This is a genomic window from Pseudomonadota bacterium (assembly GCA_026388215.1).
In the GTDB taxonomy this organism is placed as follows: Bacteria; Desulfobacterota; Syntrophorhabdia; order Syntrophorhabdales; family Syntrophorhabdaceae; genus JAPLKF01.
In genome coordinates, this window is the sequence record JAPLKF010000034.1 from 1 (window position 1) to 19,461 (window position 19,461).

Below are 19,461 nucleotides of genomic sequence, written 5' to 3' on the forward strand. Positions count from 1 at the left end.
CCATTGCCCAGGAACAGGATATTGGCTCACAAAAATCAATAACAAAAACCCTTGAGGCAAGGGTGGGTGAGGAATTTACACTTGTCCTTGAATCGAACCGGACAACCGGCTATAGTTGGCAGCTCACCGAACCTTTTGATGAAGGGATAATAAGGCTCATAAGCTCTGAATACAAGGCACCTGAAACAAGGGTCATAGGTGCTGGCAATAAAGAGGTCTGGACCTTTAAGGCGGTGGGCGGGGGGAAAACAAGGATCAACATGGGGTATGTTCGCCCCTGGGAAAAAGATACTCTACCAGTTAGGACTACTACCATTGAAGTTACTGTGAAACCCGCAAAATAGGGGTGTGAAAAGAGAACCAAAGGAGAACGCTCTATGAACGGCGCAGAAATACTCATAAAAACTGCAATAGCTGCAGGCATTGAGGTATGTTTCGTAAATGCAGGCACTACAGAATTGCCTGTAGTTACTGCATTTGATTCTATACCAGGCATAAGACCCATACTGGGGTTGTTCGAGGGTGTGTGTACAGGCTCAGCTGATGGTTACGGGCGCATGATGGACAGGCCTGCAATGACACTTCTCCATTTAGGTCCTGGTTTTGCTAATGGCATTGCCAACTTGCATAATGCACGGCGTGCACATACGCCTGTATTCAATGTGATCGGTGAGCATGCCACATGGCATCGAGGGGCAGATGCACCACTCACGATGGATATTGAAGCCCTAACAGGCACTGTGTCAGGATGGCAGTGTACAAGCAAGTCTATTGAAACCCTGTCACGGGACATTGCCAATGGCATCGCGAACGCCTGGTACGGGCAGATAGCGAGTCTGATTGTACCCAATGACCACCTGCTAACTGAATGTATTGATGAATCGATAAGCCTACCAAAGTTTTCATTCGACCCTGTTGACAGCGATTCCATCGAGAAGGCTGTTCAGCTCTTCCGGAACAATAAAAAGGTGGCACTTATGCTCGGCGGCAGGGCCTTGCGGAAACAGGGGTTACAGGCAGCAGCCCGCATTAAAAACGCTACAGGGTGTGACCTTTTTACGGAAACCTTTCCTGGATACATGGAAAGGGGGGCAGGGTTGCCGGTTGTGGAGCGTGTTCCCTACTTCCCCGAAAAGGCATTTGCCAGGCTTTCCCAATACCAGGCAATAGTACTGGCAGGCTCAAAAGAACCTGTCACCTTCTTCGGCTATCAAGGTATAGATAGTGAGATACTGAAGAAAAATCAGCTGAAAATCCATATTGGTACGGGCAGGCAGAATGTTGTGGAGGCCTTAGAATGTCTGGCTGATGCCTTAAGCACACAAGGTCTTGTGAAAAAAGCAGGCAATGTTTTAGCGGAACGAACCCCCCTTGAGCTTCCTCAAGGTGAATTGACAGGAGAAAAGGCCTGTCGGGTTTTGGCTGCCCTGCAGCCTGAAAATGCAATTATCGTGGATGAAGGGATCACCACATCATTCGATTATTACCCGTTAACCGGGGGTATAGCACCTCATAGCCTCATGACCATATCGGGTGGTTCTATCGGGTACGGGATGCCCTGCGCCCTGGGGGCTCAAGTTGCATGCCCTGACCGGCCGGTGATTAATTTACAGGCCGACGGGAGCGCCATGTACACTGTACAGGCCTTATGGTCTGAAGCGCGGGAATCATTAAATGTGACAACACTAATCTGCTCAAATCGAAGTTATCACATATTAGATTTAGAACTCATTCGTGCAGGTATCACATCACCAAGTCCTGGGGCTCAATCCCTTATAGACCTCACCCGCCCACCAATTGACTGGGTAAAAATTGCTTCAGGGCTCGGTGTGCCTGCAGTGTCCGTAAATACCGCAGAAGGGCTTGCCCGTGAACTGGGAAGGGCTTTACAAGAACCAGGCCCGCATCTCATCGAGATGGTACTGAAATAGCATCAGGCCTTTATCCTGTTTTTTTCATCCACATATACCTTTTTTGGCTCAAAGGAGGCAAGTTCCTTTTCATCGTAAATTGCATAGGAGACTATGATGATAATATCCCCTTTCCTTGCCTTATGGGCTGCAGCCCCGTTGATGCATATAACGCCTGAGTTTCTTTCCCCTTTTATCGCATATGTGGTAAAGCGTTCGCCGTTTGTTACGTTATAGATATCTACCTGTTCATAGGGAAGTATGTTTGCCTTTTCCATCAGGAGTTCATCAATGGTTATACTCCCCTGATAATCAAGATTGCTCTCTGTAACGAGCGCTCGATGAACCTTTGATTTCATCATTGTTCTAAACACGTTAAGCCTCCATCAAAATAGTGTTATCAATAAGTCTTGTCCTGCCAATACGGCAGGCAATTGCAAGAAGTGCTTTATCCTTTATCTGATCAACTTCTTCAAGCGTATCAGTATTACAAATACTTATATACTTAATGTCTATGCCATTCTTTGAACTCAAAACCCTTTTCACTTTTTCCTTCAGAACTGGTGCCCCCCTTTGGCCTTCCTTGAAAATCTCCTCTACCTTCTTTATCGCTCTGTATATGAGCAGGGCCCTTTCCCGCTCTGTGGGACTTAGGTAAGTATTTCTTGAACTCATTGCAAGCCCATCCTTTTCCCGTAAGGTAGGATGGGGAATTATCTCTATATCCATGTTCAGGTCTTTCACCATCCTTTGAATGACCCTTATTTGCTGGTAATCTTTCTGCCCAAAGACCGCAAGGTGGGGCTTCACAATATTAAGTAGCTTCGCAACAACGGTTGCCACACCAACAAAATGTCCTGCCCTTGTCTTGCCGCAAAGGTAATCTTCCAGCCCCTTGACCTGTATATAGGTAGAATATCCCTCAGGATACATATCCTTATCCTCTGGAAAAAAGACAATGTCCGTATGCTCCTTCTCAAGGAGTTTCATATCCCTTTGTAAGTCTCTCGGGTATTTACTAAAATCCTCTTTTGGGCCAAATTGTGCAGGGTTTACGAATATACTTACCACAACCACATCTATTAGCCTTCTCGCCATTTTCACAAGGGAAAGATGGCCCTCATGGAGGTATCCCATTGTAGGGACAAGACCTATCCTTTTCTCCTTTCTCAATTCCTCAGATAGGGACTGCATTTCTTTAATGGTCTTTACTAATCTCATGCTAATGAAAAGAGTGGGTATCATCCGGGAATACCCCTTCTTTTACCTCTTCTATAAAGCCCTTTATTGCTGTGTCCATTTCCTGCCGAATATTAAGGTAACTTTTTACAAATTTAGGCCTAAATTCGCCAAACAGACCGAGAAGGTCATGGATTACAAGAACCTGTCCATCACAGTCCGGCCCTGCCCCTATGCCTATAGTGGGGATAGAGAGCATGTCCGTAATCTCCTTTGCAAGTTTCCTTGGAACACACTCAAGGACAACAGAGAATGCACCTGCCTCCTCAACTGCCTTTGCATCCTTTATTAACGCCTCTGCCTCTTCGCCCTTACCCTGAACCTTGTAACTGCCCATCCTGTGTATCGATTGCGGGGTAAGCCCTATATGTCCCATAACCGGTATCTCGATGTCCACTAAAGCCCTGATAACATCCTTCATCTTTACACCACCTTCCAGCTTCACAGCCTCAGCCCCACTTTCCTTAATCATCCTTCCTGCATTTCTCCTTGCCTGCTCTATGCTTTCCTGATAGGACATAAAAGGCATGTCTATTACAACAAGTGCATTTTTCGCGCCTTTTGAAACAGCCTTTGTGTGGTGTATCATCTCATCAACTGTTACAGGAATTGTGTTCGGGTATCCAAGCATCACATTGCCAACAGAATCACCGACAAGTATACAGTCTATGCCAGCATTGTCCATTATATTTGCAAAGGTATAGTCATACGCGGTAAGCATTGTTATCTTTTCCTTGCCCTTTTTACCCTTTAAGATTGGTACCGTCATCTTATTCATTTAGAATCTCCTCAAACAAAAAGCCTTCTGAACACGGTTCAGAAGGCTTATCAATCTTTCCTTCCGTCTCGGTCCAGCTTCAGGATCCAAGCGGTATATCGAAATTATAAAACCTATTTTTCAATGAAGTCAACTATTTTTTTGTACTAATGTAAAGGCAGTGAATAGATCGGGGGTCGAGTGTTTTTAAATCACTTGAACCCTTAATTGATGTATTAGATATAATTCTCGAGGAGCAGGGAAAGGGTTTTCTCAACACTGCCAGGTTCTTTTTCTTCCATCTCCCTGACTGCCTTTTTTATCTTCAAATAGGTAAGTTCATCTCCTAAATCGTCAACGCTCCTGTAAATGCCGGTTCTTCTCCCAAATCTATATACAATCCTTTGCTCTTCATCCATGGACAGAAAATCATCTATAACAGATAATATTTTCTCCTTGTCGTCAGGCAGTTTGCCATCAATCTCTTCAAGAAGATTCAGGATGTGGTCACTTTTAATATAACTCGTTATCCCGTCAAGGTTCTCTATCAAGAGCCTCTCCTCTAAAAGGATTTCCTCATCATGGGATATTATAAAATCACCGTTTTCTACCTTTTCATAGAGGGGCATACCTCTTAGAACCTTTAATGTTCTAAACCTTATAAAATCAGGGTCGATTCTATTCAAGGCATCTGCAGTTTCAAAGGCATGTTCCCTCCACCATTTCTTTCCACCTACCCCAAGTACTACATATTCAGAGAGTTCTATGCCCGACTCCTTTACCTTTTTTCCACATTCTATATGTTCTTCCTTTGTCACACCCTTATTCAAATATTTCAGGAGAAAATCATAACCTGTCTCCAAACCGATATGAAGCCTTGTAAGTCCTGCCTCCTTCATCCTTTTCAGGTCTTCTACATCCAGTCTTTTTGCAATCGTTCTTGAACGGGCATAAGATGTTACCCTTTCGATAGTGGGCAGCTTCTCTTTAAGATACTTAAGGGCATCTATAAAGGAATCGGGGTTCATGGCAAGGGAATTTGCATCCTGTATAAACACATTCTTTCCTCCAGAATACACCCACATGGCAACGCTTTTATAACATTCGTTGTAGTTATCACCCGAAAATATTTCATCCATCAAGTCATCAGTGATCTTTCCCCCAGAACCTTTCTTCCAGGATAGGCTAAGAATATCATCGTTGATCTGCCTTATTGTATCTATATCCATCTTTATCTCTTCAAGCTTCCTTTTCTCAAACCTTTTTCCTTTGTATATACTGCAGAATTCACACTGATTCCAGGGGCAATTCCTTGTAAATCTCACAAGGAGACTATACACCTCATTTGGCGGCCTAATCGGCCCTATTTCATACCTTAATGCTTTATTCATCTTTACTTACATGGATTGAAAAGGCAGGTGTAGATATTTTGGACATTATTTTCTTTCTCTTTTTCCCCTGACTTGTTCTCTTTCTCTTTCTTATTAATCCAGTTTTCTTAGAATTTGATGCCATTACCATCCTCCTTTTTTATTAACATAACACAGAACCTCTTTATCTTCAATAACTATTGCCGCATTGGATAAAGGCATATTATCACTGTGATTCAGACAGTAGACCATAGACATAAGGCAATAGACATTAGACTATAGACTTCAGACAACAAAAGGGAATAGGCAGAGATTACACAAAAATAAAGGCCTGGCAACTTTGATTCAGACAGTAGACCATAGACATCAGACCATAGACTTACTATATCAGGTTTACAAAGGAATTGGGATATTTAGACACCAATGAATATGAAGAACTATGGACAAAAGGTCAGGAGAGTTTGAGGATACTCCAAGGGCTAATTTCTTACATAGAAAAGTCTGATGTCTAAAGTCTTGAGTCCAGTGTCTGAATTGCAGATATTATCAATTAATCATGGGTTATAGGTTCATTCAAGTCAATGCTATCCATTCAGGTCTTAATGTGAAGCCAAGATGCAATATATTTATAGCTACCTTATAAAAAAACATATTTTGTCTCAAAGTATAAAAAATTTTATTGACAAATACCTTTTTATGTCTTATTTTAATGCAGGATATGTTAAATAATTCACAATATATTATAATAAACCAGATTGGCACTATTTGCAGTAGCTATTTATATAAGGGTTACCTTGAAAATACAAGGATTTCTTATACTTTAAAGTTCTTTAATTCACAAGGTATATATAAAACATAGAAAATCACCTCCATAGCTTCTCATAATAACCCCCCTTCCCCCTGGGATTTTCCCAGGGGGTTTTTCTTTACAATGAGCAAGGTTTTATTGTATGATTCTAAATTATGGGTCTCTCCAATCTCAATATGTATACAGGTGGATTACTTAGCCTTCTATACTCTGCAGGACCAGTTGCAAAGGCAGTGGTTATTATCCTCATTATCTTCTCAATAGTGTCGTGGACAATTATGCTTTACAAGCTAAAACAATACAGAAGGGTTGAAAAAGAGGGGGAAAGGTTCATTAAAATTGTCAAAGAGGTTGATTCATTCAAAAAGCTCATTACAATGTATAGAGAAAGTCCTGATAATCCATTTTATAGATTAATTCTCGCAACTTATAAAGAGATTTCATCAAGACAGAGAGACAACCCGAATATTAAACCTGAAACAATTCCGCTCATAGAAAATGTGCTCAAGATTACAATATCAGAAGAGTCTGAAAGACTCGAAAGAAGGCTCTCTTTTCTCGCCACAACAGCAAATACTGCCCCTTTTATAGGGTTATTCGGCACGGTATGGGGGATTATGGACTCCTTCAGGGAAATAGGCATAAGAGGAACAACCAGCCTCGCAGTGGTAGCCCCTGGCATAAGCGAGGCCCTCATTGCGACTGCTATTGGCCTTGCTACAGCTATACCAGCGGTACTTGCGTACAATTATTTTGTAGGTAGGCTCAAAAGGATTATATCAAAGCTGGAAAATGCCTCTATGCATATTTTGAATATCCTCGAGAAATGAAAGCATTAAAAGATTCAACGAGACCGCTATCCGAGATAAACGTAGTACCCCTTGTTGATGTCATGCTCGTGCTCCTTATTATATTCATGATCACAGCACCCATGATGCAGCACGGTATGAATATAGAAATCCCGAATGTAACTACAAAACCCCTCCCTTCAAAGGACGAGCCACAAATTCTTAACATCACAAAAGACAGGATGCTTATACTGAATGAAAAGAAACTGAATATAAAAGACCTCAGGGCAGCAATACAGCTTCTCTTTGCGAATAAAAGCCACAAGGAGATATTTTTAAGGGCAGATAAGAATGTTTCATACGGATTTGTTGTGAGCTGTATGGGTATTATCAGGGAAGCCGGCATTGAGAAAATAAACATAGTAACAAAACCTCTTGAAGAAAGATGAACGAAGCAACCTGGTATAAAATGCTTGTATTATCTACAATACTACATTTCTTCGTAGTAGGCATATTCAGTATACCTATTAAAAAGACCTCAAGGAAGATCGATCTGTCATCTTCTTATTCTGTGAACCTTGTTGGTGATATAGGCGGAGCAGTCCTTGGTGCGACAGGGGGATATAAAGGAAAGACCTTACCCCGGATAAAAGAAGACTCTTCAAAACCAGCCCCGCCAACTAAAGTAAAAAAACCTGTACCCGTAAGGCAGGAAAAAGATGCCATTTCCCTATCTAAAAAGAAGGTACGCGCAAAGGAAACCCCATCAAAAGAAGAATTAAGCCGTCTTGAGGAAAGGATAAGGGAAATAAAACGACGGACAGGATATCTCGATGTTGCAAAAGCAGGAAAAGAAGCTGGTTCAGGAAAAGGGAGTGGTGTAGGGTTTGGCCTTCCTTTATCCTCTGAAGGAGGTTCAAGACCGCTTGACCCTGTATCGCAAAAATATATGCTTGAGGTCTGGGAAAAGATAAAAAATGCCTGGGGTCTGCCTGGTATTACTTCATTTAAAAAACAGTTAGAAACAATAGTCACGATTAAGATAAGGAAGGATGGGAGAATCGTCGATATTAACATAGAAAAAAGGTCAGGAAACAGAATATACGATGAATCAATACTCCGGGTCTTAAGGGTTGTAGACCCCCTGCCACCAATACCCGCCTCACTAAACACAGAATCGATCGAAATAGGCTTTAGATTCCTGCCAGGGGACATATCTTGAGCATCCTCGAAAGCATTATAATGGGTGCCATACAGGGTATAACGGAGTTTTTACCAATAAGCAGTTCAGCCCACCTCATTATATTGCCATGGTTTTTTAAAATCGGTGAAGGGAATATAGATAAACTCGCCTATGATGTTCTTTTGCACGCTGGAACTCTATTTGCGATCATGCTAATCTATGGGAAAAAATTCTTAAATATCCTGTTAGAAGGGATAAAAGACTTAAAACAAGGGATGATAAAGGATTCCCTTATTTCTAAAATCATCATAGCCACCTGCCCCGCAGCAATATTCGGGTATCTATGCAAAGATTTCATCGAGGGGTATTTAAGAACTCCCTACATAACGGCCTTTATGCTCTTCGCTGTCTCCATTTTAATGATTATATCTGAAAGAATAAATATCAATAAAGGAGAGATATCATATCAGGTTGCCCTCCTGATAGGTGTTGCCCAGGCAATTGCCCTCATTCCCGGAACTTCAAGGAGCGGGATTACAATAACCTTGGGGATACTTTTAGGGCTAAAAAGGACTCAAGCGGTAGATTTCTCTTTTCTTTTATCAATACCGATCATCTTCGGTACATGCTTATACGAATTAAAACATCTCCATTATCAAAGTGACAGTATCGGGGTATACGTAATTGGGGTGGCATCGGCCTTTTTCTTTGGTGCTTTGAGCCTGAAATTTCTTATAGGGTATCTCAAAAAACATTCACTTGATATTTTTGCCTATTATAGGATTGGAATAGCCCTTCTCATCCTTCTTTTTTCCAAATATTGAATGTACAACATAACTGAAAAATCTTATAATGTGATTCCTCATTAGATATAGGCCAACGGTCAGGATAATACTGATTATCAACAATGTGAAGAACGCCTGATATTTCCCCTGCTTCACGGCATTACCCTGGAATGTAAGTATCAGGGTGCCGGGCAACCTTCCAAAGACATTCATAAGAACAAAATCTACCCATCTCATATGTGTGAGGCCAAGAAGATAGCACATTGAATCCTTGGGAAACCCTGGTATGAGAAATAGTACAAAGGCAATATACAGACCTTTATGGGTAATGAAAAAATTGAACTTATCTATATATTCCTGTTTTACTACCTTCTCTACTATTTTCATACCAAAGACCCTTGCTAAACTAAACGCAAGGATCGAACCTATTGTCAGCCCCAATGTGGAAAGGATTGTCCCCAATACCTTCCCAAATAAGAGACCCCCCACAAAACCTGTAACCTCACCTGGGACAGGCGCACATACAACCTGAAAGACTTGAAAAAGGACAAAGATAAAGGCAGCAAAAGTACCGAATGAAGAGATGAATGCTTCCAGCCTCTTATAGTTCAGGAAATATCTATAATAGATGATTATCTCCCTCCAGGCCCCTTCATGATACACATAAAAGATTAAAAGGATGAGGGCAAGCATTGATAAACCGAGAATTACCCTGAAAAATAAAGAGAGGGAACTGGATTTAAATATAGAATTGTTTTTCAAGTCTGAACTGTTACTGTTCTTAGAACTTCATCAACACTGGTTAGACCTGTCTCGAGAAGAACGACACAATAGTCTTTCAGCGTCTTCATGCCACCCTCAATAGCTGCCTGTCTTATTATCTGCGTATCACTTCCCTCTGCCACCAGGTGCCTGACCGCCTCATTGACCATAAGAACCTCATACACTCCCACCCTGCCCTTATAACCTGTCATACCACAGACATCACATCCCTTGCCCTTGTATAACTCTATCCCCTCTTTTAGTCCAAGGTATTTGCATATTACGCTATCCGGTACATATTTTTCTTTACAATTCGTGCATACCCTCCTTACAAGCCTCTGTGCAACAACACCAATAATAGATGTGGAGACAAGAAATGGTTCTATTCCCATCTCCATCAGCCTCATAAAGGTGCTTGGTGCATCATTGGCATGAAGGGTTGTAAAGACAAGATGGCCCGTAAGCGCCGCCTCTACTGCGATTTTCGCTGTTTCCTGATCCCTTGTTTCTCCAACAAGTATGATATCAGGGTCCTGCCTCAAGAAGGCCCTCAATACCCGCGCAAAATTAAGCCCTATATCGGGATTCACCTGTACCTGGTTGATACCTGCAAGGTCATACTCGATTGGATCCTCTACCGTCGATATATTGACATCGATACTATTTATCTCAGCAAGGGCGCTATACAGGGTAGTACTTTTTCCGGAACCGGTAGGCCCTGTAACATATATAATCCCGTAAGGCTTCTTTATCATTTCCCTGACAAGCTCCAGGGTGGGCAGGTGGGATACTAATTTATCCAGCCCGAGCATTGTATTGCTCTTGTCGAGTATCCTTGAGCAGATCTTCTCACCAAATTTTGTGGGTACTGTTGAAACCCTGAAATCTATCGATTTATTTGCCAATCTCATAGTAATTCTACCATCCTGTGGCATTCTCCTCTCAGTGATATCAAGCTTAGAGATAATCTTGATCCTGCTTGTGAGTGGGAGCTGAATCTTCTTTGGTAATACCATTTCCTCCCTGAGAACCCCATCTATACGGTAACGTACTCTAAACCCTTTTTCCATTGGTTCTAAATGGATGTCGCTTGCACCCTTCTTTAACGCCACTGCAATGATATTGTTTGCAAGCCTTATAATGGGTGCGCCCTCTGCCTCTCTCGCCAGGTCTGTTACCCCGAGTTCTTCTTCACTAGCTTCGTCAAACTGAGCATCCTTCATTATGTCAGATTGAATGTGATCCATAGAATTGAGGAGGGTCTCTATATTCACATCCGCCCTACCATCCTCCTCGCTCTTAAAAATCTCTTGATAGTCTTTTTCCATAAACCTTTTGAAATCATCACCTGCAACAACAACAGGGTCAATCGCTACCCCTTTTATAAACTTTCTCGCCTCGTCAAGGGCCAAAAGGTCATGGGGATTTACCATGGCAAGGGTCAGGGTCTGATTTGAATATGCGACAGGCAGCATCTTATATCTCATGATAAGTTGTTGAGGGATAAGAGATAATACATCCGCATCCAATTTCAGTTTGGAAAGGGATACCATTCCTATCCCTTTCTGGGCATTCATCTCCTCTATCCTCTCTGCAACGATCTTGTTTAAGGACATGGAGATTGAAGGATGTTCGCGAAGAAGAGACTCAAAGTCATGTTTTTCCAATACAAAAACTTCTGTCGCCTGGTTTGCAAGGACCGTAGCCGATCTCGGTTTACCAGTTAAAAGTGCCATCTCACCAAAGCATGCACCGCTATCCAGTGTGGCAATGGTAAAATCCACCCCAAGGGAAGCCTCCCTCTTTTTTACCTCCACCTTGCCATTCTTTATGATAAACATGGAATCGCCGGATGCACCCTCTCGCACAATAGCGGTGTTGGGAGGATATATCCTTTCCTTCAGCCTGTTCGCAAACTCCTGAAGTTCATCCTCACTGAGATCCTTGAACAGTTCTGTATTTTTCAAGCACGCAATTCTATTCGTGCTGTCACTCATCTTCCAAACCTCCTGTTTCTGTGTTGATAGCTTCGAATAGCCCTTAAAAAGTCTATCTTCCTGAAAACAGGCCACAAAGCATCGCAGAAATAAAATTCGCTGTATGCGCTCTGCCACAGAAGAAACCCGCTTAAACGTATTTCACCGCTTGTCCTGATTATCAGGTCAGGATCGGGCATACCACACGTATACAGATGGCTTGTTATATCATCTGTGGTTATATCATTCGCCAGCTCCCCCGGCATGCCTGTCTTTTTTTCTTTAATAGCCTGCCTCACTGCTTCTACAATTTCTTCCCTTCCACCATAACCTATAGCTATGTTTAAAATGTGGTCTTCATAATCCTTCGTAGACTCCTCAGATTTCTTTATGATCTCCTTCAACCCTTCAGGTAATATTTCAAGATTTCCCAATGTCCTTATCTTGAATCTATATTTCTTTATTATTGGATTCTCTGAAAGTTCCTCAATCTTTTCTTTTATAACCTGAAGGAGGGCATCAATCTCTCCCTTGCCTCTCTGTATATTGTCAGTAGAAAGAACCCAAATCGTTACAATCTTTACACCAAATTCAGCACACCATTTTAGCACATCATCGAGTTTTTTTGCACCTTCCTTGTGGCCCATAGTGGCATCATCAAAACCCATTTCCTTCGCATATCTCCTGTTGCCATCAAGGATCAGACCAACATGGGTAGGTATTGTTCCTTTCTTTACTTCCCTTTCAAGAAGCTTCTCATACGAGAAATACAAAAACCTTTTAACGAGCATACTAAATTATAATGTATATTTTGCAAAAAATTAACATTTATTTTAACTAAGTAGCTTTTAGCTGTCAGCATTCAGCAAAAAAGGGGTTGGCTTAGTTCCCATATTTATGCTCTGTTTTCCTGCTGATAGTTAATCTTGCCCTGCAGGACTGATTGCTGGTAGCTGTTATTTAATTCTGTAAAGGAGGTTTCGCTCTTGACGTTAAGGACTTTATCGCATCCTTCAATCCATCAATGGTAAGTTCAAACATGGGGAAAATCTTCCCTATGCTATCTACTGTATAATGGTCCCAATAATTTCTGTGTGTTGGATTCAACCAGACAGAATGTGGAAAATGCTCCTTTATTCTCAGGAGCCATTCTACGCCCGGTTTATCATTCGTAGAAAAGTAATCGATACAACCATTTACATCAAACAACTCAGAGAATGCCATCCTTGCATCTCCAACAATAAATACCTTGTAACCTTTATGAAAGTTTGAAAATAGCTTCTCCGTAGGCACCCTCTTGTAATTTGCTATATCTTCATAGACATCCTGGTATATACAATTGTGGAAGAAATAGTATTTAAAGTCTTTAAAATGTTCCATCTGTGATGCGGCAGAAAAGAGCCTTTCGCAGAGTTCTATGTACGGAAACATTGAGCCCCCTGTATCCATCAAAAGGATAATCCGCACCGTATTTTCTCTTGATCTATTAAAAACAAGCTCGATTTCACCACCTTCTTTGGCAGTCTTATCTATTGTCTCGTCAATGTCCAGCTCCTCTTCCGCGCCTTCCCTCTTAAGCTCCCTCAATTTCTTTAATGCTACCTTTGTTTGTCTCACATCAAGGATAATATCGTTCCTGTAATTCCTGAACCTTCTCTCTTCAGCAACCTTAGCTGCTGACTGCATCCATGACTCTCCACCCACCCTGATACCACCGGGATGGTATCCATATGCCCCAAAAGGGGATGTTCCACCTGTTCCAACCCATTTGCCTCCCCCATCGTGCCTCTCCTTTTGTTCCTTCAATCTTTCTCTGAACTGTCTCATCAATTCGTCCATATTATGGGTCTTTCTGAACTCCTCCAGCCTCTTTTGAAACTCTTCCATTTCTTCAGGGTTCAGCTTAGGAAGCCTTTGGAGTGGATTTTCAAGCCATTTAAGGACCTTATCCAGTTCAATGCCCTCTGTTTTAATACCACCAAAATATTCCTGGAATGCTAAATCAAACATATCATAGTATGCCTCGCTCTTTACAAGAAAGGCCCTTCCAACATAGTAGAGGTGATTCAGGCTTGATTGAAAATAACCGTTATACATGGCTTCGATGAAAGATACCCATTCCGTAACAGAAACAGGCACACCCTTCTTTCTTAAGAGATAGAAAAAATCAGTGAACATTAAAACCTTCTTTTCAAACCAAAACCACCATGGGAATTAGAGACTTTTATAAATCTGTCTGTGTCAAGCTCATTCTTCAGGAGGGTTCCCAGAAATGGTATTTCGGATGAGATTTTGTCGACGCTTATACCACCCAGGGCAAGGGCTTTTATCCAGTCGAGCAGTTCACTCGTGGATGGTTTTTTTCTGAGTCCATCAACTTCCCTTATCCAGTAAAACCTTTTTATTGCCTCTCTTACAAGCTTTGTTTCTATATCGGGGAAGTGGACCTTCACAATCCTTTCCATCATCTCTACATCAGGAAATTCAATATAATGGAATATACATCTCCTCAGAAAGGCATCGGGCAATTCCTTCTCTGCATTACTGGTAATCACCACAACTGGTCTATGCTTTGCTGCAACCTCTTCATCGAGCTCTGGTATATGGAAGGACATCTCGTCAAGCTCGTTGAGTAAGTCATTCGGGAATTCTATGTCCGCCTTATCTACCTCATCTATGAGCAGTACTACCTGCTCATCGCTTATGAATGACTGGCCTAATTTGCCAGGCTTTATATACTTTCTAATGTCTGAAATATCCTTATCCTTAAACCTCGCGTCATTTAGCCTCTGAACGGTATCATATACATAAAGACCGTCTCTTGCCTTTGTTGTAGATTTTATATTCCAGACGATAAGCCTCTTATTGAGCGCCGTCGCTATGCTGTGTGCAAGGAGTGTCTTACCAGTCCCTGGCTCACCTTTAATAACCAGAGGTTTACCTAAAGCAACCGAGACATTTACAATCTCCATGAGGGGTCTTGAAGCTATATAATCATCACTTCCCTTATATCCAAGAACAACATTGCCCATCCTTTAAGCCTCCTTAATTGTAAGTGAAAAATATCACTATACTATAAGTCCTTAATGGTCCATTGTCAACTTCAAACGATTATCACGTAATTGTTAAGAATGGGGAAAAAATGGTACACCTTCTGTAATGACTTAGAACGCGATAATTTTGCTTGACAAATAACTATGTTTTTTTTAAATTAAGATACTATGAATAGATTCATGATACCATCAAACTTTTATTACTTTTACTTTAGTAGTTTGCACCCGTGTACCTTTATGCTTTGAAAGAAGCAAAAAGCCATGGGTGCAGAACCCATGGCTTTTTTATTATAAAGCCATGGCGATAAACCCATGGCTTTTTTTATTATTGAGGAGGGGTAAATGATTATTTCAAAAAAAATGAAGAAGCTGATACTCGATCAGGAAGGATGGACAAGAAAGATGTTCGAGGAAGGCTTAAGAATGAAAAAAACCTTTGGGGAAGACAGGGTCTATGACTTCTCGCTCGGTAATCCCGATGTTGAGCCTCCTCCAGCAGTACTGAAAGCGCTCGTTGATATGCTCATGGACAGAACACCTGGAATGCACAGGTATATGGAAAACAACGGGTACGAGAGCGTGAGGAAAGAAATCGCAGAATACCTGAAAACATATTACGGCCTCCATTTCACCAGCAAACACGTCTTTATGTCGGTAGGTTGTGCCGGCGGTATCAATGTTCTTCTCAAGGCCATGTTAAACAGAGGGGACGAGGTGATTGTGCCAAAACCCTTCTTCTGGGAGTTTAAGAATTATATCGAGAACTACGGGGGTGTGGTAAGATTCGTTGACACAAAGGAAGATTTTCAGCTTGATATTGAAAAGATTAAAGAGGCAATAAACCATAAAACAAAGGCAGTCCTTTTAAACAGCCCAAACAACCCAACAGGGATTGTATACAGCGAAAAGAATCTGAAAGAACTGGCAGGTTTGCTGTACAATGAAAGAAAAGATGGTAAAGAAATTTATATAATATCCGATGATGCATACAAGAAACTTGTGTACAATAATATTACATTACCGAATCTCTTCACGATATATGATCTTGTCATCTCCGTTACATCCCACTCAAAAGACCTCGCCCTTCCGGGTGAGAGAATAGGTTACATTGCGATATCGCCCAATATCAAAGAGATCGACCTCCTTGTCTCGGGTCTCATCATATCTGTGAGGGCACTCGGTTTCGTCAATGCCCCCGCCCTATTTCAGAGAGTTGCAGGTAAGTTTCAGGATAACTCCGTGAACATCAAAGACTATCAGGAGAAAAGGGACCTTATGTACAATACGCTCATTGAGGCTGAATTCGAATGTGTAAAACCCATGGGGGCATTTTATATGTTTCCAAAATCACCCATCAAGAACGAACTCGAATTTGTAATGCAGCTGCAAAGGGAAGAGAGAATCCTTGTAGTTCCTGGCAGGGGCTTTGGCAAGAGCGGCTATTTCAGGATTGCATACTGCGTCCCTATAGGGAAAATATATGGCGCCATCGATGGATTCAAAAAAATAGGGGAAAGATTTATAAAAAAGGGGTAGGTCATGGCTATATCGAAAAAGATTGCTGAATCAATGAAAAGTTCTTCATGGATAAGGGCTATGTTTGAAGTAGGGGAAGGGTTAAAAAGGTTGTATGGGGAAGAAAATATATTTGATTTTACCCTTGGCAATCCCGTTATAGAGCCACCCGAAGCCCTGAAAAGGGAGCTTATAAGGATAGTATCATCAAATGTGAAAGGGATGCACAGATATATGTCAAACAGCGGGTATGAAGAGGTAAGGGAAGAGATATCAAAATTTCACAAAGAAAATACAGGTCTTGCCTTTACAAAAGACCATATTATCATGACAGTGGGGTCGGCAGGTGGTATTAATGTTGTTTTAAAGGCCCTTCTTGACCCGGGGGATGAGGTAATAGTGCCATGTCCGTTCTTTATAGAATTTAAGTTCTATATTGAAAACCATGGTGGCTTGATGAGGCTTGTGAATACAAGGGAAGACTTTCATCTTGATATTGATAATATAGAGAAGGCAATCAATAAAAAGACCAAGGCAATTATAATAAACTCCCCACATAATCCAACAGGCATTGTCTACAACGAGAAGGAGCTCGAAGAGCTTGCATCATTGCTTATGGAAAAAAGGAAAAAGGGGCAAAGGATATTTATTATTTCCGATGAGGCATATAAAAAAATCATATATGATGGCATTGCGTTCCCCAATCTCTTTCATATCTATGAAGATACTATCGTAATCATATCCCATTCAAAGGACCTTGCGCTACCAGGCGAAAGAATAGGGTACATCGCCATATCTCCACTCATTAAAAATGCCCAGGCACTCATTGATGCCGCAATATTCGCCAATAGAACCCTTGGTTTTATAAATGCCCCGGCTATCATGCAGAGGCTTGTGGGGAAGTTTCAAAAAAACAGTGTAGATATTATGGATTATCAAAAAAGGAGGGATACTATTTATGACATCCTGATAGAATCAGGCTTTGAAGTCATGAAACCGATGGGTGCCTTCTATATCTTCCCCAAATCCCCGATCCCCGATGATATAAAGTTCGTGAGAACCTTACAAAAACACCATATACTTGCTGTTCCTGGGGTGGGCTTTGGGAAACAGGGTTATTTTAGATTAGCCTATTGTGTTGACCTCGATACGATAGAGCGCTCAAGAAAATATTTTAACGAGGTCGGGAATGCCGTGAAACGTGAATCGTAATTAGTAAATGGTGAGTGGGAAGTGGTTTAATGTTGATGGCTGAACGCTGATTGTTGATAGCTGACTGATAAAAGCTGAACGCTAAGAAGCTCTACTGAGTATAGCCTCTGTGTCAATATGCCTAAAAAAGGTATCAGCAAGAAGCTCTCTATCCATGCTCCCCTTCAATAAATCCTTTGTATAAGGGAAAATACCAAGGATTGGAACATTCAGATACCTTCTTAAAACTTCAGGATTCGTTTTTGCCGCTAAATTGCCCGTTCCGTCAGTATCGTTCAAAATCACCCCAACAACACTTATCCCTATAGACTGTAAACAGTTACAGGTTAAAAGGGTATGATTTATCGTGCCTAAACCCAGCCTTGATACTACTATGGTTGGCGCATCCCACCTTTTTATCAGGTCGGCGAAAAAAAATCCTTTTTTTATCGGCACAAGAACACCACCTGCCCCTTCTATAATTACAATGTCATGATTTTTCAGAATATTTTTGTAAATCCCATCAATGATTTCTATGTCTATCTTGACATGCTCAAGCATTGAAGCAACCTCAGGTGCAAGGGGGGCTTCGAAGGTATAGGGGCTTATATTATCAAGGTCGTCACTACTACCTGATGCCTCTCTTAAACATATCGCATCCCATGGAAGCAGGTCTTTATTCCTTTTTGAAAGCCCGCTCTCAAAAGGCTTCATGACACCAACATCCATCCTTTTTCTAAGAGACAAAAATGCTGACAACCCGGCCGATATAACGGTCTTACCAACCCCGGTATCGGTTCCGGTTATGAAAAGTGCTCTCACTACCGTACAATTGAGGAAAGAAGAATTGCAAAACCTATAAAAAGACAGGCACAAATAATAGAAAGGCCTATGTTGCCCTCATCTGCGATCTTTTTCTCAAAATCTGTCGAAAAGATTGCCCCCACTATTTTCAGGGACACAAGAACTATTACCATATAAATGGAAGAGTAAACAAACATCTCTATAATATTTCCCAGCATCTTCCACATTTTGACCTCTCAATTTGAAAGATAATACACGAGATTATCAAGGGCTGCTGTAAAAAAGATGTTTCTAAGCTTAATCTGTTTAGGGACTGTAACCGGTGATGGGGAAAAGTTTAAAATCCCTTTTACATTGGCCTCCACAAGTAAGTTTGCGACCTTCTGCGCTTCTTGCGGAGGGACTGTAATAATCCCTATTTCTATATTTCTTACCTTTACTACTTCTTTTAACGTGTCTATATGGAGTATTTCTATATGCCTTCCCATCCTCTCAGAGATACGTCCTATCACACTTACAGGATCAATATCAAATGCCGCTACTATCTTATATTTTTGTTTTAAAAAGTCCTTGTACACCAAAAGGGCACTCCCCATATTCCCGATACCCACCACTGCAATCCTCCACACCCTGTTTATGCCAAGTATTTCCTTTATGTGGAATTTAAGTTCTTTCACATTGTAACCCATGCCTCTTATGCCAAATTCACCAAAATATGCAAAATCTTTTCTTACCTGAGCTGCGTTGACATTACATATTGTTGCAATGAGGGCACTGGATGCCACCTTTTCATTCTTTGATTCAAGGTCCCCAAGACACTTTAAGTAGTTTGATAACCTCCTTATCGTTGCCTCAGGAATTTTTGAATACTTAGCCATTTTTCCACCCTTAGTATTGTATTTTTTTACTTTCTAACAATTTTTCACATGAATTGCAAGAGAAAAATTTAACAAGCCAATATTAGTTCATAGATCATGGCATGTCAATTACCAATAACCAAATTCCAATAACCAACCATATACAATTACCAATAACAAAATTACAGACTTAGAATTGGTGCTTGATTATTGAAAATCCATCAATTATACTGACCTGTTTGAGATATTTTGATCGCTGATGGGGGATGTTAAAACGTAAATGGTTGAGATGTTATAAGATTTTACGCTGCATCCATGATTTAACTGTAAAATTAAAACTTGACTATATGGGCAATGTAAGATTATATCATGACTAAATTTCACACCTACTACTAAATGATTTCAAATAAATGAATTATCGAGAATTACCAAATGAAACAGGGGATAACGTTCAAGCACAAAC

General features: G+C 41.1%; 21 protein-coding genes. 8 read left to right on the forward strand and 13 right to left on the reverse strand.

The features are described from left to right. On the forward strand, positions 1 to 344 hold a 344-nt coding region (locus tag NTU69_02530), incomplete at its 5' end, for a protease inhibitor I42 family protein (protein ID MCX5802405.1). Between the two features lie 33 nt (positions 345 to 377). Next, positions 378 to 1,931 carry an acetolactate synthase large subunit gene (locus NTU69_02535; GenBank protein MCX5802406.1) on the forward strand — a complete coding sequence of 518 codons (1,554 nt, stop codon included), beginning with the start codon at positions 378 to 380 and terminating at the stop codon, positions 1,929 to 1,931. 2 nt (positions 1,932 to 1,933) lie between these two features. Here NTU69_02535 and NTU69_02540 read toward each other — a convergent pair whose 3' ends face one another. The 5 genes from NTU69_02540 to NTU69_02560 all read right to left on the reverse strand — a co-directional run bounded on the left by NTU69_02540 (position 1,934) and on the right by NTU69_02560 (position 5,421). Next, positions 1,934 to 2,284: an aspartate 1-decarboxylase gene (locus NTU69_02540; protein MCX5802407.1), complete on the reverse strand. Its 351-nt coding sequence runs from the start codon at positions 2,282 to 2,284 to the stop codon at positions 1,934 to 1,936. A gap of 1 nt (position 2,285) precedes the next feature. Beyond that, on the reverse strand, positions 2,286 to 3,131 hold the full coding sequence (gene panC / locus NTU69_02545) for a pantoate--beta-alanine ligase (protein ID MCX5802408.1): 846 nt from the start codon (positions 3,129 to 3,131) through the stop codon (positions 2,286 to 2,288). A gap of 1 nt (position 3,132) precedes the next feature. Beyond that, the gene (gene panB / locus NTU69_02550; GenBank protein ID MCX5802409.1) at positions 3,133 to 3,927 is read right to left on the reverse strand and encodes a 3-methyl-2-oxobutanoate hydroxymethyltransferase; all 795 of its coding nucleotides are present in this window, start codon (positions 3,925 to 3,927) and stop codon (positions 3,133 to 3,135) included. A 215-nt stretch (positions 3,928 to 4,142) separates the two neighbouring features. After that, a complete protein-coding gene (locus tag NTU69_02555) occupies positions 4,143 to 5,297 on the reverse strand; it encodes a radical SAM protein (protein ID MCX5802410.1) in 1,155 nt (384 codons plus the stop codon). Then, entirely contained in the window at positions 5,290 to 5,421 is a 132-nt protein-coding gene (locus tag NTU69_02560) for a hypothetical protein (GenBank protein ID MCX5802411.1), read from the reverse strand. Before NTU69_02560 ends, NTU69_02555 begins: the two co-directional genes overlap by 8 nt. A gap of 818 nt (positions 5,422 to 6,239) precedes the next feature. Here NTU69_02560 and NTU69_02565 point away from each other — a divergent pair. The 4 genes from NTU69_02565 to NTU69_02580 are packed head-to-tail and all read left to right on the forward strand — an operon-like array spanning position 6,240 to position 8,879. Beyond that, positions 6,240 to 6,914 carry a MotA/TolQ/ExbB proton channel family protein gene (locus tag NTU69_02565; GenBank protein ID MCX5802412.1) on the forward strand — a complete coding sequence of 225 codons (675 nt, stop codon included), beginning with the start codon at positions 6,240 to 6,242 and terminating at the stop codon, positions 6,912 to 6,914. Then, a complete protein-coding gene (locus NTU69_02570; GenBank protein MCX5802413.1) occupies positions 6,911 to 7,321 on the forward strand; it encodes a biopolymer transporter ExbD in 411 nt (136 codons plus the stop codon). The genes NTU69_02565 and NTU69_02570 overlap by 4 nt, the downstream gene beginning before the upstream one ends. Beyond that, entirely contained in the window at positions 7,318 to 8,094 is a 777-nt protein-coding gene (locus tag NTU69_02575; protein MCX5802414.1) for a TonB family protein, read from the forward strand. Before NTU69_02570 ends, NTU69_02575 begins: the two co-directional genes overlap by 4 nt. Continuing rightward, positions 8,091 to 8,879: an undecaprenyl-diphosphate phosphatase gene (locus NTU69_02580; protein MCX5802415.1), complete on the forward strand. Its 789-nt coding sequence runs from the start codon at positions 8,091 to 8,093 to the stop codon at positions 8,877 to 8,879. Before NTU69_02575 ends, NTU69_02580 begins: the two co-directional genes overlap by 4 nt. Here the strand turns inward: NTU69_02580 and NTU69_02585 are convergent. The 5 genes from NTU69_02585 to NTU69_02605 form a co-directional block, all read right to left on the reverse strand. Continuing rightward, positions 8,811 to 9,602, reverse strand: a complete 792-nt coding sequence (locus NTU69_02585) for a TVP38/TMEM64 family protein (protein MCX5802416.1) — start codon at positions 9,600 to 9,602, stop codon at positions 8,811 to 8,813. The genes NTU69_02580 and NTU69_02585 overlap by 69 nt on opposite strands. After that, positions 9,599 to 11,599 (reverse strand): ATPase, T2SS/T4P/T4SS family, encoded by a 2,001-nt coding sequence (locus NTU69_02590; protein MCX5802417.1) that lies wholly within the window; start codon positions 11,597 to 11,599, stop codon positions 9,599 to 9,601. The genes NTU69_02585 and NTU69_02590 overlap by 4 nt, the downstream gene beginning before the upstream one ends. Then, positions 11,596 to 12,369 carry a polyprenyl diphosphate synthase gene (gene uppS, locus NTU69_02595; GenBank protein ID MCX5802418.1) on the reverse strand — a complete coding sequence of 258 codons (774 nt, stop codon included), beginning with the start codon at positions 12,367 to 12,369 and terminating at the stop codon, positions 11,596 to 11,598. Before uppS ends, NTU69_02590 begins: the two co-directional genes overlap by 4 nt. 169 nt (positions 12,370 to 12,538) lie before the next feature. Further along, the gene (locus NTU69_02600) at positions 12,539 to 13,756 is read right to left on the reverse strand and encodes a VWA domain-containing protein (GenBank protein MCX5802419.1); all 1,218 of its coding nucleotides are present in this window, start codon (positions 13,754 to 13,756) and stop codon (positions 12,539 to 12,541) included. Continuing rightward, positions 13,756 to 14,610 carry a MoxR family ATPase gene (locus NTU69_02605; protein ID MCX5802420.1) on the reverse strand — a complete coding sequence of 285 codons (855 nt, stop codon included), beginning with the start codon at positions 14,608 to 14,610 and terminating at the stop codon, positions 13,756 to 13,758. The genes NTU69_02600 and NTU69_02605 overlap by 1 nt, the downstream gene beginning before the upstream one ends. Positions 14,611 to 14,973: 363 nt before the next feature. On the opposite strand from NTU69_02605, the gene NTU69_02610 reads away from it, so the two are divergent. Together NTU69_02610 and NTU69_02615 are read left to right on the forward strand one after the other, a co-directional pair. Further along, on the forward strand, positions 14,974 to 16,167 hold the full coding sequence (locus NTU69_02610) for a pyridoxal phosphate-dependent aminotransferase (GenBank protein MCX5802421.1): 1,194 nt from the start codon (positions 14,974 to 14,976) through the stop codon (positions 16,165 to 16,167). A gap of 3 nt (positions 16,168 to 16,170) precedes the next feature. Continuing rightward, complete coding sequence (locus NTU69_02615; protein MCX5802422.1) at positions 16,171 to 17,358, forward strand: pyridoxal phosphate-dependent aminotransferase; 1,188 nt, start codon at positions 16,171 to 16,173, stop codon at positions 17,356 to 17,358. 81 nt (positions 17,359 to 17,439) lie between these two features. Here NTU69_02615 and bioD read toward each other — a convergent pair whose 3' ends face one another. The 3 genes from bioD to NTU69_02630 are packed head-to-tail and all read right to left on the reverse strand — an operon-like array spanning position 17,440 to position 19,019. Continuing rightward, positions 17,440 to 18,159 carry a dethiobiotin synthase gene (gene bioD, locus NTU69_02620; protein ID MCX5802423.1) on the reverse strand — a complete coding sequence of 240 codons (720 nt, stop codon included), beginning with the start codon at positions 18,157 to 18,159 and terminating at the stop codon, positions 17,440 to 17,442. After that, the gene (locus NTU69_02625; GenBank protein ID MCX5802424.1) at positions 18,159 to 18,368 is read right to left on the reverse strand and encodes a hypothetical protein; all 210 of its coding nucleotides are present in this window, start codon (positions 18,366 to 18,368) and stop codon (positions 18,159 to 18,161) included. Before NTU69_02625 ends, bioD begins: the two co-directional genes overlap by 1 nt. Positions 18,369 to 18,377: 9 nt before the next feature. Continuing rightward, complete coding sequence (locus NTU69_02630; protein MCX5802425.1) at positions 18,378 to 19,019, reverse strand: redox-sensing transcriptional repressor Rex; 642 nt, start codon at positions 19,017 to 19,019, stop codon at positions 18,378 to 18,380. Between the last annotated feature and the right edge of the window lie 442 nt (positions 19,020 to 19,461).